Annotated in this window: 9 protein-coding genes; 4 read left to right on the top strand and 5 right to left on the bottom strand. The window is 48.4% G+C overall.

Translation table 11 applies throughout. The features are described 5' to 3' along the window. The 5 genes from B0475_RS12560 to B0475_RS12540 form a co-directional block, all read right to left on the bottom strand. On the bottom strand, positions 1-4,430 hold a 4,430-nt coding region (locus B0475_RS12560), incomplete at its 3' end, for an Ig-like domain-containing protein (RefSeq protein WP_157892933.1). A gap of 138 nt (positions 4,431-4,568) precedes the next feature. Then, the gene (gene hemF / locus B0475_RS12555) at positions 4,569-5,489 is read right to left on the bottom strand and encodes an oxygen-dependent coproporphyrinogen oxidase (protein ID WP_077412221.1); all 921 of its coding nucleotides are present in this window, start codon (positions 5,487-5,489) and stop codon (positions 4,569-4,571) included. 79 nt (positions 5,490-5,568) lie between these two features. After that, a complete protein-coding gene (locus tag B0475_RS12550; protein WP_198538247.1) occupies positions 5,569-9,543 on the bottom strand; it encodes an ATP-binding protein in 3,975 nt (1,324 codons plus the stop codon). Positions 9,544-9,628: 85 nt separating this feature from the next. Further along, the gene (locus tag B0475_RS12545; RefSeq protein WP_077412205.1) at positions 9,629-9,886 is read right to left on the bottom strand and encodes a hypothetical protein; all 258 of its coding nucleotides are present in this window, start codon (positions 9,884-9,886) and stop codon (positions 9,629-9,631) included. Between the two features lie 86 nt (positions 9,887-9,972). Continuing rightward, the gene (locus B0475_RS12540) at positions 9,973-10,338 is read right to left on the bottom strand and encodes a hypothetical protein (RefSeq protein WP_157892932.1); all 366 of its coding nucleotides are present in this window, start codon (positions 10,336-10,338) and stop codon (positions 9,973-9,975) included. A gap of 279 nt (positions 10,339-10,617) precedes the next feature. Between B0475_RS12540 and B0475_RS12535 the strand changes: the two genes are divergently transcribed. The 4 genes from B0475_RS12535 to B0475_RS12520 all read left to right on the top strand — a co-directional run bounded on the left by B0475_RS12535 (position 10,618) and on the right by B0475_RS12520 (position 17,403). Beyond that, positions 10,618-13,629 (top strand): type 2 lanthipeptide synthetase LanM family protein, encoded by a 3,012-nt coding sequence (locus tag B0475_RS12535; protein WP_157892931.1) that lies wholly within the window; start codon positions 10,618-10,620, stop codon positions 13,627-13,629. Between the two features lie 80 nt (positions 13,630-13,709). Next, positions 13,710-13,907 carry a mersacidin/lichenicidin family type 2 lantibiotic gene (locus tag B0475_RS12530; protein ID WP_077412202.1) on the top strand — a complete coding sequence of 66 codons (198 nt, stop codon included), beginning with the start codon at positions 13,710-13,712 and terminating at the stop codon, positions 13,905-13,907. 41 nt (positions 13,908-13,948) lie between these two features. Beyond that, entirely contained in the window at positions 13,949-16,129 is a 2,181-nt protein-coding gene (locus tag B0475_RS12525; RefSeq protein ID WP_077412220.1) for a peptidase domain-containing ABC transporter, read from the top strand. Then, a complete protein-coding gene (locus B0475_RS12520; RefSeq protein ID WP_077412201.1) occupies positions 16,126-17,403 on the top strand; it encodes an HlyD family efflux transporter periplasmic adaptor subunit in 1,278 nt (425 codons plus the stop codon). The genes B0475_RS12525 and B0475_RS12520 overlap by 4 nt, the downstream gene beginning before the upstream one ends. Positions 17,404-17,486 lie beyond the last annotated feature (83 nt).

Here is a 17,486-nt window from a genome sequence, read left to right as displayed (position 1 = left end):
CCTGGTTGAGTCACCGAATCAATGGTGATCGGCCCACCATCGGCATTGCTGTCATTGGCCAGCACATCCACCGTGGTTGCCGGATCATCTTCGGTTACCGTGGCCGCATCGTTGTTAGCCGTAGGCGCATCATCCACACAGTTGACCGTAACAGCCACGGTACCCACTGAACCACCGTTCAATGTGTAGGTGAAGTCATCAGTGGTCACCCCATCATTACAGTAGTCCGCCACCGGCGCATAAGTCAGATCAGCCCCACCGTTGGTGATCACCACCAGACCATTGCCTGGTTGAGTCACCGAATCAATGGTGATCGGCCCACCATCGGCATTGTTGTCATTGGCCAGCACATCAAAGGTGGTGGCCGGATCATCCTCTGTGATGGTGGCGGTGTCATTCACCGCGGTAGGTGTGTCATCGACGCACGTGACGGTAACAGCCACATTGCCCGCAGAACCACCGTTCAGGGTGTACGTAAAGTCATCTGTCGGTGTACCATCATTACAGTAATCAGCATCCGGCTGATAACTCAGGTCAGCACCGGCATTGGTGATCACCACGGTACCGTTGACAGGTTGAGTGACCGATTGAACGGTGTTGCTGCCACCATCCACATCGGTGTCATTACTGATCACATCAATGGTGGTCGCCGGATCGTCCTCGGTCACTGTGGCGGTGTCATCCACCGCGTTTGGATCATCATCCACACAGGTTACGGTCACGGCCACAGTGCCCACCGAACCGCCATTGAGGGTATAAGTGAAATCATCAGTCGGGGTACCGTCATTACAGAAATCGGCATCCGGCTGATAGGTCAGATCCGCACCGGCATTGGTGATCACCACGGTACCGTCAGCCGGTTGGGTGACCGATTGGATGGTGTTGCTGCCACCATCCACATCGGTGTCATTACTGATCACATCAATGGTGGTTGCCGGGTCATCTTCAGTTACAGTCACTGAATCATTCACAGCAACCGGGTCATCGTCCACACAATTGACAGTAACTGCCACCGTGCCCACCGAACCACCGTTGAGGGTATAAGTGAAATCATCAGTCGGGGTACCGTCATTACAGAAATCGGCATCCGGCTGATAGGTCAGATCCGCACCACCGTTGGTGATCACCACCGCCCCATTGGCCGGTTGAGTCACCGATTGTATGGTGTTAATTCCACCGTCAGGATCGGTGTCATTGGCCTGAACATCTATGGTGGTGGCAGGATCGTCTTCGTCAACCGTGGCACTGTCATCAACTGCCGTGGGGTCAATATTGGTGGCAGGACATTGATCACCCGGGTCACTGAAGGCCTGGAAGCTCAGCCCCCAACCGTCCAATGATCCACCATCTGAATTAAACGAATCAATGACTGTCAATGTCCAGGTACCATCGGCATCCTCGCCATCAAAAGCCGCCAAAGGGTTGGATGGTTGAAAAGTGCCTCCCTGACCAACAGGTGCCGGGTTGCAGGACCAGGTTCCGGGGGTTGCCTCATCGTCCAGTGTCACCAGTACGTCATCGCGATTGGTACAACCCACGTTCATAATACGCACTGTGGTACCTTGTGGGGAGGTCAGGTCAATGGTTAAATCACTGACCCAGGTGTGGGTAATGTCCAGGGTATTGACATTCACATCATTGATGACTCCCACCCCGGCAATGGTGAGGTCTGAAGTGATGGTGGCTATAACGGCCGGTATGGTTACCGGTACATCAGTACTGGGAAAGTTGGCCGTATTGAGGGTAGCTCCGGTATAAAAAGTGGAGGCCGAAGAACTGATACCGTTACCACACAAGTTATCTGGCGTGACCCTCCACCAATAACAGGTTGATTCATTGAGGGTGCTTGTGGTGGCGCTTAAACCACCGGTACCTGTAGAAAATACGATGTTGCTGAAATCATCAGAATCAGCCACTTCGAGCAAATAGTTCTGTTGGTCACTGACCGCTCCCCAGGACAATTCAGGCGTGAGCGTTGCCTGAAAAGCCCCGTCTGCAGGAGAAAACAGCACTGGAGTTCCCGGCGTACCGTCAAACAAAGTCAGCAGCAAATCTGCATCTGCAGTCTTACTGTTATCAACACTGTCGGTCGCGGTGACTGTGATGGGGTAAGTCCCGCCACCTGCACTGTTCAGTGAAGTCAGATTCAAAGTGGCGTCCTTCACCGGATCAACCACCGGGTTGGGGCTGAATGAACAATTGGCTCCTGCTGGACACCCCACCTGAGTCAGATTCGTGGTGGCATCGAAATCAGGCGTCAGGGTCAAATCGAAACTGGCCGAACCAACGGTTTTACATACTTGAATCTCGCTGTCATCTGGCAGCACATCATAATACTCACAGCTGGGTACCTTAAAAGACCCTATCTGGGTTTGCCAACTGGCACCACTGGTTACCGGTATATATTCATGGGTAAACCAGAAAGTACAACCATCAACAGGGTCTACATCCATGGATGCATAGTCGCCCCAACGACCGGCACTCCCAGTCTGCGAACCGGTACCTGCCACCATGGTTACTTCAGGTTCCATAAACCCGAGTGGATCCACCGCACTGTCATGAACTGTGTAGCGGATTGAAGGAAATGTGGTGGTTGAAGTGACGGTATACCCCAGTCCGATGTTACCAGAGGCATCCATCGAAATAGATGGCGAAAAGCGGTGATCCGTATCAGGGGTAAAGGTGCCTTCCTGACGATAAGTCCAGTTTGGATCGGCGGTGTTCTTTCTCAATTCAAACCAACGAATGGCTGATCGTTTGGCTGGCTGTGGCACGGCATTAACGCCCCAGGCACCCACCAGAGTCTGATACGTTCCAAAATTTCTGAATTGCAGGCGTTGTTGCGGCCACCAGGAGTTGCTGTCAATCAAAACAGCTGTACCTGGTTGTTCTAAACAATTGGACACAAAAAATCCACACACAGTCCAGTTAAAATCTGTCAATCCATCGGCATTGGTGATCACCTGTGCCAAGGTGAAAGTGGTGTTGGCCGGTGTATCCCAATCCACAACAAACTCATAGATATCGATGCTGTCATTGGGCGGTGATCCAAAGTATGGTTCACCACCATCGCGGATGGTATAAAAGTACCCAGGAGTATTCGCAGCCGGCGATGCCCCATCACTGTCAGCTGGCATCAACAAATTGGGATAGTTTTGAAAAAACTGCGATGGATTGGCTGGTAACCCCTGGCGCATGTTTTCATAATCGATGGCATACACATCGTATTGATTCTGCTGGCCTGAGTTGGTGCCCATAAAGATGGCGGTGTTACCAGGGACATTCCACAGTCCCAATTTGTAGTAATCCGGGAATCGTTGGGCAATCACTTCATAAAGATAATAATCACCAGTGGGGTCACCGGTTTGTGAAACTGCGAAACAGACAGAGCGAGGCAAGGTGCTGACCGAAAATTGAGTCAGAATCCACCGATCATGCATTTCGTCGTATAAAGCAATGGGGTCACCATCATTGTTATTTTGACAGCCTCCACCAAACCCACTCCATAAGGTGTTGTTGGTGAATGGACCAGCTACACTGGCGCCCGTGATCTTATCAAAAATCTGATAAGTTGAATTCACCATCTGCACATAATGATCAGGTCCCACTGCACCTTCAATATCAGGTGGATAAAAGCCAGAAATATTTGGCATTCCCGGGAAGTTAGCACTCGGTGATGGGGTCAGAAAACCTCCCGGATTCTGTGCTGATTTAGGGGCCAGTGGATCATCCTGCTGGGGCGAAACGGTACCAAATAAATTGCCTTCTTTGTCATAGAGCGATTCATGCCTCAGGCTATTGATTTCCTGCTCTTGAAAAGCTTTGGATACTGCCACTGGAAAGCTTTTCATTGGTTTTGACATTTTGGGGCCAATGACTTCAAGGGTGTATGGACTCCGGGCAATTATTTGCTCATTGCCTGTCAGTTTATCGATGCCAAGCGTAACTTGTTGCACAGTAGAGTGTGTTGATTTTGCCTGATAGCCTTTCCAGTGTAATTGATCCTCCGTTGATTTCACGCCTGCCAATATCGCCATAGACTCAATGGAATGCCCGGCAGGCTTGACTCCGACGTATGGTTTCAGTGCTTGTTTATCAATGGTAATGGCCACCCTGAATTCAGGGTGGTTCGCAGCCAGGGCCTGTACCGATGAATAATCGCCTTCGATGAAACGGCCCTTGCCCAGTTTGATGGCCAACTGATGATCATCCACCTGTACTGCGGTGAATAGTTCCCGATACAGCTGCCGGCTGGCGCTGGCGTCATAATAACTCAGCTCAACCAGTGACCCCTGCGGATTGATGTTCAGCTGTTCAGGTAGTGAGACGGAGAAGGGAATGTGCTCAGGAAATGAGTCTTGCTCAATGACTTCATTGCCGTAAACCGGCAACCAAACTGCCATCAATAGTAGCATCCAGCGAAATTTCATGCTTAACCTCTTTTTATTATATCAATTGGATATTCAGCCCCGAATCAGGACCAACCCCATTGACTTAATATATTAGCGGTTACTGATGGTTCACACAAGTGTTACAAGCACCAAGGAATGATCCAGAGGATCATTTAATTACCGACCTTTGCTTTTCAGCCAATCCTGCGGTTTCAGGTATTCATACAATCTGGCTTCCTGGGTCCCGGACTCTGGTTGATAGTTATAGCGGTAAGAAACTTCAGGTGGCAACGACATGAGGATCGATTCAGTGCGCCCACCGGATTGCAAACCAAACAAGGTACCCCGGTCATAAACCAGATTAAATTCCACATAGCGGCCACGACGGTATTTCTGGAATTGTTTGTGCTCATCATCGAACAAACTGTTTTTGTGTTTGTTGACGATGGGGATGTAAGCTTCACAATAGGCCTGCCCGATGGCTTTGATAAAAGCAAAGCAGGTATCGAAATCCCATCGATTAAGGTCATCAAAGAACAAGCCGCCAACGCCGCGGGTTTCCTGACGGTGACGCAAATAAAAATATTCATCACACCAGGCTTTGAATTCTTCATAAACACCGTCACCAAAAGGAGCACATGCATCATGTGCCACCTGATGCCAGTGAATGATGTCCTCGTCAAAGGGGTAATACGGAGTCAGATCAAAGCCTCCACCGAACCACCAGTGCGCCTGTTCGCCCTGTTTGGGGATGGTGCGAAACACCCGCACATTGGCATGTGATGTTGGCACAAATGGATTGTCAGGATGCACCACCAATGACACTCCTGAGGCTTCAAACCCCTGACCAGCCATTGCCGGCCTTTTGGCTGTTGCAGCGGCAGGCAAAGCATCGCCTTTGACATAAGAAAAATTAACCCCGGCCTGTTCAAAAACCTCACCTTTCATCACCCGGGTCCGGCCACCACCGCCATTGTCGTGCTGCCAGGCATCTTCTATGAACCTGCTGCCAGTATCTGCGCTTTCCAATCGTTCACAAATGTCGTCCTGCAAGAATTGCAGAAAAGTGATCACATCATTCATTTGCTCATCATTCATCAACATCACACCCGGATAAAATGTTCATTTTAACACCAAAAACCTCTGTCACAATGATCGCTTCACCGATCGGACCGGATTACTCATCAGCAGGCTTTGGTTTATTCAGTTGCTGATACTTTTTAGGGGTGACTCCATAACGTTTTTTGAAACAACTGGCAAAGTATGAAACCGTATTGAACCCGCAATTGTCACTGACAATACCCACCTGATTGCCATCTTTGAGTTGCATGGCGGCTTGTTGTAAGCGGTATTCGCGCAACATGTCCAAAGCACCCTGACCGGTTAATGCTTTGATTTTTCGCTGTAGCTGACTTTCACTCATTGCCATCAAGGAAGCCATTTCGGACCGGTTTAATGAGGGCGTGTTGTGATGTTGACTGATGAGTTGCTTGAATTTTTTCAAAAACCGGACGTCCTGTTTGGGCAAATCAAGGTTGTCCAGGGATTGCCGGCGATTAAACTGAATGGTGGTTTTATGCTGCAAAATGGCACGGATGTTAATCACTGATTGAATTTTATAACGCAACTCCAAGGCATCAAATGGCTTGGTTACGTAGTGATCAATGTTCTCCCGCCATCCTTTTATGCGACTTTCTTTACTGTCCAGGGCCGTCAGCAGAATAATGGGAATGTGTGAAGTACGCTCATCATGGCGTAAAACACGGCAAACCTGATAGCCATCCATTTCCGGCATCATCACATCACAAATGACAATGTCCGGAACAGCTTCCAAGGCCTGAGCCACACCAGTCTTGCCATCCCCTGCAAGCTGTGTATTGCAGACCCCAGACAACACCCTGCTGATGTGGGCCTGCATATCAAGGTTGTCTTCAATGATCAAAACATTCAAACCGTGAGCTGTTAAGTTTGCTGACCTGGTTACTTGCGGCGCGGTCAATTCCTGCGCCAGATTTGCTGACAGTTGATTTGCCAATTCACCTGAAGTCACTGCATTTCCGGCATCAATGACCAACGGAAAAGTCACAGTAAATGTCGTTCCCTGCCCCCACTGACTGCTTAAATTGACGGTTCCGCCATTGGCCTCAGTTAACTCTTTAACCACGGCCAGACCAATCCCGGTGCCCGGTACATGAGATTGATGACCGAGTCTTGTGAAGCGTTGAAAAACACGTGACTTATCCTGTTCTTTGATGCCACTGCCAGTGTCTTCAACGAAGATACTGACTTGTTGCCCGCTGACGGCCGAACCAATACTCACCTCATCACCTGATTGACTGAATTTGAGCGCATTGGACAGCAGATTGCCCACCACCATTTCCAGACAATCACTGGTTGCCAGCACAGTGGCCTGATCAACTTCAGTAACACGTAATGAGACGCCTTGTCTGTCGGCGATGGGTTTGAAGGCTTCAAACAACATCAAAACCATGGCCCGCACATCTTGTAATTCACGGTTATCAGCCGTTTGATTCTCTGCTTCAGACAGCTTAAGAATCTGCCCCACCATCATCAACAGCCGCTTGGCATTTTTTCTGATCAGCTGAACATGCTGTTGTTCTGTCTCGGTCTGCGCAGTTTGCGCCAGTTCCTCTACCGGACCAAGAATCAGTGACAAGGGAGTTTTGAATTCATGGGTCACATTAGCGAAGACTTCATTTTTGTGTTGTAACAAGGATTCAACCATTTGTTTCTGTGACTGAACCTCCCGTGTGCGTTCATCCACAGTGGCCTCCAACATCAACGCCCGCTTACGGGATCTGGCGGTATTAACCCTGACATATGCAAACACCATCACAATGAAAGTGAATAAATAAGTCGCGAAAGCCCATGCCGATAACCAGGGTGCGGGCACCACCGTTAATTTCAATGACTTTGGCCGGGTACTCCAAACCCCGTCTTTATCAGCTGCTTTGACCTGAAACGTATAATTGCCGGGCTTTAGATTGGTGTAACTGGCTTTCCGCTCAGTCGCCTCAACCAAATTCCATGCCGGGTCAAAGCCCAACAAGCGATAAGCATATTGATTGCGCGAAGCATCGGCAAAATTCATCGCGGCAAATTCAAACTCTATTGCCAGGTCCTGATGACCCAAACGCAGGTTGTGCAACTCATTCACTGGTTTGCTCAGCTGTTCACCACCCAGTGTCCTGTCGCCAGGCATCACTGGCTTGTTCAGCTGTGACAATTGAGTGATCACCACTTGTGGAGCCACCTGATTCAGTTGAATGTCAGCCGGATCAAATCCATTCAATCCCTGCCTGCCACCAAAATACAACCGCCCAGATTGTCCCAGGTGACTGGAAATTTTCAAAAAATCATTGCTTTGTAAGCCATCTGATTCTTTGAACAAATGGACATCTGCCTTGTGCAGGTTAACCCTGAACAAGCCCTGATCACTGGACATCCAATACCATCCATCATTGACATGGTGGATATCATAAATGGAGACTTGCGGATACAAGCGATGTATGATCAGGCTGTGATCGGTGACTTCAGCGCTGGCACTGCGGGATAACAAATATCGCTGATCTGCGGCAATCAACAAACCACCGCGACCATCAGTCGCCAGACCGGTGATATTGACGATGGGCGACTGCTCATCGCTTTTAATGGTTTCAGGTACCAGCGTTTCATTGTGCCAACGGAACATCCCCTGGGTTGAGCCAAACCAATGTTGACCTGATGCATCCCTGACATGATGGTAAAACATAGGTTGTTGCTGAAAGTCATCAGTCAGCCGGACCGCAGAACGCTGTTTGGTATCAGCCAGAAACAAGCCATCATTGGTTCCCAGGAAAAATTGGTCTGGCAGCACCTCCGCCATGAAAAACACCCCCATGGAAGGCAGAAAAGACTGACGTTCAAAAATTGGCCGATCAGCCGTCCAACGGTCCACACCCCGGGAAGTGGTAATCCAGCTTTGCTGCTGGCTGTCAACCAGAAAGGAATACACAAAATTAGCCGAAAGAGAGTTCGGTTCCTGCGCATTGTGCTGAAACAGATGGCAAACACCCGTATTGGCATCATTGAACACCAGGCCACGGTCAGTGCCCAGCCACAAAATCCCGGCATCCTGTTCATGTACATCAAACACCACATCGCCTGGCATGCATCCGGCGGGCAGATCAATGCCCCTCAGGCGACCAAACTGCAAGGCGGAAAGGGGCATGAAATTGACGCCTTTGTTAAAGGTGCCTGCCCAGAGAATGTCGTTTCTTCCAGTGTACAAACTGATGACACTGTTGTCATTGAGTCCATCTGGACGGTTTTTGGATTGACTGAACCGTTGCACAGTCCCGCTTTCCATTTCATATTGGATCAGCCCCTGTCTGGCAGTTCCCAGCCACAAGTAACGTTCATCAGATGCCAGGCTGTATATCTCAGTTCCTTTGATTTTATCAATGGCAGGCACAAAACAACCACATGATTCATTGAGTTGATAAACACCATCACTGCGGCCCAACCAAACAGAACCATCCAGACTTCGGTGCAGGACTTGCAGTTTCCGGTTTAGCTGTGCTGCATTGATTGGCACCTGCTCAACACTGTGATCATTCAGATTAAGCCGCAAAACGTCCTGTCCGGTGGCCAACCAAATGAAATCCTTTCCGGCACCAAGCACTGAAGTGATGGTTGCTTTGATTGGGTGATCAAAAGAATGCCTGATGCGGTCTTTGGCGATGGCCATGATTTGCTTGTCATACACCAGCCACACCAGGCCATTGTGAACCACCACACCACGCAGCTGACCGGTTTGTTCTACACCTGGCAAGTCCAGCCGGCTGACTTGCTCTGATTCAATGTAAAAAACTCCAGACTCAAGTGTGCCTACCCACAACACGCCATCAGTTGACCATAAATGCCTGACTCGCTGAAATGGTTTGTTGTCAGGGGTGAAAAATTCCTTCAACTGATATCCATCAAACCGTGACAATCCTTGATAGGTACCAATCCACACAAATCCTTCGCGGTCTTCAGCAAAGCTCCTGACAATCGGATGGGTCAACCCATCACTCGTTGTGAGGTGTTGGAAGCTGCCAGCCTGCACCAACGGACTGACAGCCAGAAACAGCATCCACCCCATGATCATGCGAAAAAACAACCCATGCATTACGCGACAACCAGCATCAATCAAAATCACCGTATCATGCCATGTTTATCACACACCTGACCAATCAATTAAACGGTTCAGAAGTGATGCAATCTTCGACACTGTGATCACTTTTGGATGAATAAGTTGGATTCGTGGTCAGGAAATGAGCCACACAGGACGCATGATCGGGCTGCAGCGCATAGGCACTGTTGTGGTGTTTGCACACCATCCCACCGGGGGTTGGTTCACCAGGTTCACCCGGACCCGAATGAGAACGGTAACTGAAGCCAATGGCCAAACATACAAACATCATCAGCAAGATCAATTTGGGGGGGTTCATACTTATCTCCAATGGTTGAAGGCTCATTTGTTTATGTGGGGTTGATTGCCGGACCTGACGACCGGCATATCAACAAACTCTGTGAGTCAATTCCAGGGTTCGGAAGTCACACAATCTTCTACACTGTGATCAGTCTGGGTCAAATATGTCGTGGCATAAACCAACTGACCGTTGGTGGAGGTCAAATCCAAATTTTGCCCCCCTTGCACAACGGCCGACGACGGCCCATGACCACCAATTCCCTGAACACCTGTGTTTGGATAACCCGGGTTATCCGCCAAAAATTTAGCCACGCAATACGCATGGGTTGCTCTGATGGCAAATATATCGTTGTGGTACCTACATACCACTCCGCTGGGTTCCGGCTCACCGGGTTCAGAATTGGCAGGTAAGCTGAAACCAGTGGCCAGGAAAGCCATTGTTGCTATTTTCATCATTCTTTGATGGTTCATATGTACTCCTTTAACTGTTATATCAATCTATATTACGCACTTCATCCTAACCGAATGCTCAGCTGGATTCCTGAATGTGCTTCACATCCCAGTGATGCTTGACTCAACAGCATATTTATTCACAAAGAGATTGCAACACAATGATCGGAAAATGATGTTTTTTTCCCGGAATGTGTGTTTTTTTTGACCATTTTTTAAGATTTTTTGCCCGATTTTTGATCACTGGCTTCTGACAACCGGCTCTACAATTTGCCTCACTGAATGAAACCAAGAAGGCTCATGCAAAAGGACAACATGGCTGAGAAGCAGCCGTTTAACACTTATCAATACAACAAATACAAAAGCCTGTACCCTTTTAATGATGAACAGGCGTTTGGTGAGTGGCTGAGCATCAACCAATTGTCCCTGACAGATTTTGAGTCGATGTTCCTCAATGACAATCACCAACACAGTCAAACTGCTCAGCACTGGTTGCGTTTTCTGCACAATGATTATCGGGCAGAAGACGCGCGTACATTTGACAACCCTTTTTGTCAGTTGGTTGACTTCATACTGGTCAACGCCCAAAGGCAATTGAGCAAAGCCTGTGAGCCGATCTTCTCTATGCCGGTTGATTGTGTTCAATTGACGGATTACCTGCCATTGTTTGAACAGGAATTAACCGAATTGCTGATTGATCTCATTACCCCCACCCTCACCCTTGAATTGAACGTGGCCAGGGTCAGTAACAAACTGCAGGGAACATGCAGTGAAGAACGATTTCAATGGTTCATTGAACAACTGAAAAACCCCGCCATCATACAGTCAGTTTTCGATGAATACCCTCTGTTACTGGAACAGTTGGTTTGCCTGACTGAACAATCTATTGAACAGCACACTGAGTTTCTGGCCCGCCTGAGCCGCGACCACAAAGCACTGTGTGTGCAGTTTGGCAAGCCAGGTCAATTCAGGCGCTTTGGCGCCCAACAAGGTGACGCACACAACCAGGGAAGATCAGTCAGAATTTGCCACTTTGAAAACCTGACACTGGTCTATAAACCAAGATCATTGTCGGTGGATCAATGGTTTGGCAAATTGCTCACGGACCTGAACGCCGCAAGCCATGTTCAGCTGAAGTCACCGCAACTGCTCAACCTTCACAGTCATGGCTGGACTGAATACATCACCGAAGTGGCCACTGAAAACGACCAGCAGGCAGGCCGCTATTACCACAGAATGGGACATTACCTGGCTTTACTGTATGTTTTGAATTCAGGGGATTTTCACCATGAAAACATCATAGCCCATGGTGAACACCCGGTGCTGGTGGATTTGGAGTCCATATTTCATGTCAACTTTAAACACGGAACTGAACAGCAATGTGACGACCCAAGCCTGGAACAATCATTTCACACGGTATTGGACTCCATGATGTTGCCACAAAAAACCATGTTTGCCGGTCAAAAACAGGGCATGGATGTCAGTGCCCTCGGCTTCAGGGCCAATCAGCGCATTGATCTACCAATGGGCCAACTGGTCAATCAACGCCGTGATGACATGCGATACACTGCCAGTGACATCACCACATCAGTCACTCATTTGCAGAGTCATGACTTGAGTGTCGGTGAGATCACAGCACATCTGATCAATGGATTTGATGTGCTGTATGATTTTTTTCTGACTCATCCAGACTGGTTGTCTGACAACCTGGCTTTTATGGAGCTGAGTCAAATGAAGTACCGCTGTATCTTGCGACCTACCGACACCTATCACCAATTGGTCAAATGCCTGCAACATCCTGATTTCCTCAGAAACCAGACTGAAAGAGACCTTTTTATTGAGGAAAAATTATGGGTCATGACACAAAGCATGGGTCACCTCAGGCAAGTCATCAGGTATGAGTCAGCTTGCCTCAAATCCGCCAACATTCCAATTTTCTACTTTCAGCCAAACAGTCAACAATTATTCACCGGTAACGGTCAGGTCATCAATCACTACTTCCATCACCCTGCCCTGGCAAGAATCGACCACACCTTGCACCGCCTGAGTGAGCAGGACCGCCGTGCCCAACACTGGTTAATACGGGCCAGTATGCACACCAGCGAAGCATTGCAACACAGTCAACCGATTGACTGTCCAGACATCCAGTCCGCCGATGACTTTTGTCACCACATTACCAGTGAACTGTTGGCCTGTGCCCACCAGTCCGGACACATTTTACATTGGAAAAACCTGGAAATGATCAATGAAACCCAGTGGACCATCAACAGTAAAAAGGAGTTTGAATTGTTCAATGGCAACCTCGGATCACTGCTGTATTTGCTGGCCTATGCACAGGTCTATCAGGATGCTGACCTGTTACGCAAAGTGCAGCTGACCGCTGAATACCTGGGCGATAAATTACCAGCCATTCGCTTTCAGCACATTGGCGGTTTTGTGGGTATGGGAGGCGTACTGTACAGTTTGTCTCAGATTCAGCATGCCACCGGCAGTCAACGTTTATTGAGACACCTCTCTGATTTTTCCAGAATCATTGAAATGCACATTGACCAGGACCCGCATTTTGATGTCATGCATGGTGCAGCTGGCTGCCTGTTGGCGGCATTGACCGCTCACAGGCTGACAAGCAATCCGGCTTTTTTATCGGTGGCAGGGCATTGTGCCCGGCACCTCAGAGCCCATGCAGTCATTCATACAAGTGGTGTAGGCTGGCCCAATCCGATTGCTGACGGAAACATGTTGGGTGGTTTTTCGCATGGCGTAACTGGCATTGCTTTTGCCCTGGGTCAATACGATCAGTATCTGCACTTGAATACCCACACCGACATCATCCGGCGGGCATGGTCATTTGAGTCCAGCCTGTTTGACCCTGAAACACTGCATTTCCGCGACCTGCGGGTCAGCCACGATTGTTGTGATGGGATGTTTGCCTGGTGTAATGGCGGTCTGGGCGTGGCCATGGCCAGTCATGACCTTCAGCAGCAAGCTTCTTTAAACGAGTTACCCCATGCACGCCTGGCTCAAAAGGCCGTTGATGCATTGGGTCACAACCAATCATTGTGCCACGGAGACGCCAGTATATTGCACTACCTGAATATGTTGACCAGCTGCCCTGAGGCTGATTTCAACAAGGCGCATTTACATCAACGATTGGACCAGGTTATTCAACAGATCAGCCGAACCGGACTCAAAAACGGCATGCCATTTAATCAATTCGATCCTGGCTTGATGGTTGGGTCACCCGGTCTGGCATATCAGATACTGCACATCAAAAATCCACAGTTGGTACCCAATGTACTGCTGTTGAACTGAATTCAGGTTGTTGCTGGTTACCTGAATGCATTTGTTAAAACCAGCCTGTTATTAATATTTTATTTATAGAGGAATTTATTATGAAAATCGATTTAATCAAAGCATGGAAAGACGAAGCCTACCGTTCTACACTGACTGCTGAGCAACTGGAAGCGGCCAAAAACCCAGCCGGTTCAATCAACTTGTCAGCGGAAGAAATGCAGAACGTCAATGGCGGCACTTTCAGCTCTTCTTTTCCTGATCAAAACACGTCAATGATTTGCTGTGTATTGAAATAAGGCACTCAAGGGTGCAGGTTCTGCCTGTACCCTTTTCTGACATGACACATTTCAAACTGATCAAACAAACTGACATGATGAGTTGTGGCCCGACCTGTCTGGCCATGATCAGTCAGCATTATGGACGCCATTTTCGGCAAGACTTCATTGAGACCTTGTGCGCCATTGGTAAACATGGTGTTTCCCTGTTTAATCTGAGCCAGGCGGCGGAAAAACTGGGTTTTCGCACGCTGGGTGTAAAACTCACCACCAAACAACTGGCAGAGCATGGGGACAAACCGTGCATCCTGCATTGGGACGATCAACATTTTGTTGTCGCCTATAAAACCAAAAAGAACACCTTCTCAATTGCTGATCCACAATACGGCAAATCCCGCATCAATCAACAACAACTTGAACAACATTGGGTGAAAAACCAGGATCGACAGGGATTTGCCCTTTTGCTTGAACCCACTGATCATTTTTACACCGCCGATTCTGAAACCGCAGAGGAATCAGTTGCAGCACAGCCTTTGGGTATCTGGGCCAAACTGAAACAACATAAAAAACTGTTGATTCAACTGGTGATTGGCGTGTTGGCCATCACCCTGATCAATCTGATCATTCCATTCCTGTCACAATCGCTGATCGATCAGGGCGTGGCCCTCAAAGATCATAAGTTCATCTATCTGATCCTCATAGCACAATTGGTTTTCATCATCAGCAGGACCAGCATCGAGTTCATCCGAAGCTGGATACTGCTACACATATCCACCCGCATCAACATCAGCATTCTTGCCGATTTCCTGTTGAAAATGATGCGTCTGTCGCTGTCCTATTTTGACCGCAAAAACACCGGCGACATCTTACAAAGAATCGCTGATCACGAACGGATTGAACAGCTGTTGACTTCACACAGCCTGAACACCTTTTTCTCCCTGATCAATCTTTTGGTATTCGGGGTGGTGTTGTGGATCTACAGTGGCCAGATTTTTCTGGCCTTTGTGATTGGCAGCACCTTGTCTTTGACTTGGCCACTGCTTTTTTTACATCGCCGAAAACACCTGGATAATGAGAAATTTGTGCACGCAAGCAAACACCAGAACCACATGTTGCACATCATCCATGGTATGCCGGAAATAAAAATCAATCAGGCTGAAACCAAAAAAAAATGGCAGTGGGAAAAAATTCAGGTCAACTTATTCAACATCAAAAGCCGCCTGTTGATGCTTGAGCAGGGTCAACAGGCGGGTACCATCCTGATCAACGAGATCAAGAACATTGTGATTATTTTTTTCAGTGCTCAACTGGTCATTTCAGGAGACATCACCCTGGGTATGCTGGTTGCAATCAGCTTCATCCTGGGTCAACTCAATGCCCCGATTGATCAGCTACTGAGCTTTATACCAATACTTCAGGATGCCAAGCTGAGTTTTCGCCGACTGACTGAAATCCAAAATGAACCTGATGAATCCACCCAGAACCCTTATCAGGTTAAACAGCTCACCGGTGACATCAGCATCAGCAACCTGACTTTTGCTTACCCCGGATTCTCGCCAGTCCTGAAAGACATCACGCTGCGCATCCCTGCCCAAAAAACCACCGCCATCGTTGGAGAAAGCGGCAGTGGTAAAACCACCCTGCTGAAATTGCTGTTGAAATTCTATGCTCCTGATTCAGGTGTCATTGAGTATGGGGGTATGGATGTTGAACACCTTCCGGCTGAATTGATCAGAAACCAGTCTGGCGTGGTGTTTCAGGACGGACATGTTTTTGATGATACCATTGCCGCCAACGTGGCCTTGTCTGGCGCCACCATTGATCAGCAAAAACTGATGCACGCCCTGACCATGGCAAACCTGTTGGATGACATCAACAAACTGCCCCTTAAATGGCAAACAGTGATTGGTCAGAATGGTCAGATCAACCTCAGCAAAGGTCAGCAGCAAAGGCTGATGATTGCCCGCTCCATTTATCAGGACCCGGCCTATTTGTTCTATGACGAAGCCACCTCGGCATTGGATGCCAACAATGAAAAAATGATTCAGAACAACCTTGATGTATTCGTCAAAAACCGCACAGCAGTGATCATCGCTCATCGCCTGAGCACCGTCAGGAATGCCGATCAGATCGTGGTACTGAAACACGGAGCGGTGGTTGAATCCGGGAACCACGACACCCTGATCAGCCAACGTGGTGACTATTATTACTTGGTCAAAAACCAATTGGAACTGGGCACATGAATCAGCAACCAGCAGACACTCCGGACTTCATTGACGAATACATTGGCCAACCGCCCAAAGCCCTGATTCGCTGGGGCATCAGTCTGATCATGGGGTTTGTGTTGATGATCCTAACGTTCAGCTGGTTCATTGATTATTCCGACACCATCAACACACGGGTGGTCATCAATTCCGTACATCCCGCGAGTTCCCGTAACGCTGATCAACTGGGTGTCGTTGACAAAGTGCTGGTGAGTGATGGGGAATCGGTGGAGAAAGGACAACCCATCATTGTCCTGCAATCAGATGTCGACCTGATAACCCTGCAGGCTTTAAAGTCGGTGCTGTTGAAGACTGAGCTGGACATCGCAGATTTGTCTCCCTTTCTGAATCAACACCTGGGTCCGATGCGGGTTGAATTTCAGACCCTCACAGAACACCTGCACAAGATCAGTCAGCACCTGTCCAGTGACAAAACAACCATTCAGACCAGGCAACAACACAATCACTTACAAACTGCCGAACAGCGGCTGTATGCACTGGACCAGCGGCTCATGTTGTTGCAACAAAAAGTGACCATGGAACAAGAAAACCACAAAAAGTCGAGGCAATTACATACCGAAGGTTTGCTGTCCAAAGGTGAAGTCGAACAGTTACATAAAAAACTGCTGGAAGCGAAGATTCTGATCAGACAATTGACTGATGAGCGGTTGCAGGTTAACAGCCAGATGAAGCATGCCAGAGAAGAATTGAACTGGCTGGAATCCAATGACCAGGAAGGACTCGCAGATTTGTTGCTGTATCAAAAATTAGCTCAGCAAAAGTTACTTGACCAGGTATTGGGCTGGGAAAAACAGCACATTTTCAAATCCACCATGGCAGGTACCATTGCCTTACCCAATGGCACTGCTGCCAATCAAAACATCACCGCAGGTCAGGAACTGTTTACCATCATCCCACATTCTGAGCATTTACGCGGACAGATTAAGGTCGCTGAAAACGGTACCGGCAAAGTCTCTGTGGGTCAACGGGCATTGATTCAATTGATGAGCTATCCGGCGACAGAGTTTGGCGAAATCAGTGCCAGGGTGGTGAATCAATCACCATCCGTACACCAGCAACAAATCAACATTGATGTGGAAATCGAAGGCTTCGATGCCAGCACCAATCAAATCACCACCAGTTATGGAAAAACCATCAGTTATATCCCTCACATGCAGGGCAGAATTGAAATCATTACGGGGAAAAAAAACTTACTCAATCGTATCTTTGAGCAATTGATTGGCCTGTTCTGATCTTCACAAATGAGTGACCAGGCTGATATACAGCAAGAGCCAAAGGGGTAATAAAAAGTTCATTGCGATGCCTGATGTGGGTT

The organism is Marinicella sediminis (assembly GCF_002000055.1).
Classification (GTDB): Bacteria; Pseudomonadota; Gammaproteobacteria; order Xanthomonadales; family Marinicellaceae; genus Marinicella; species Marinicella sediminis.
Note: the sequence above shows the minus strand (reverse complement) of the source record. Positions and strands in the feature narration are given on the sequence as shown.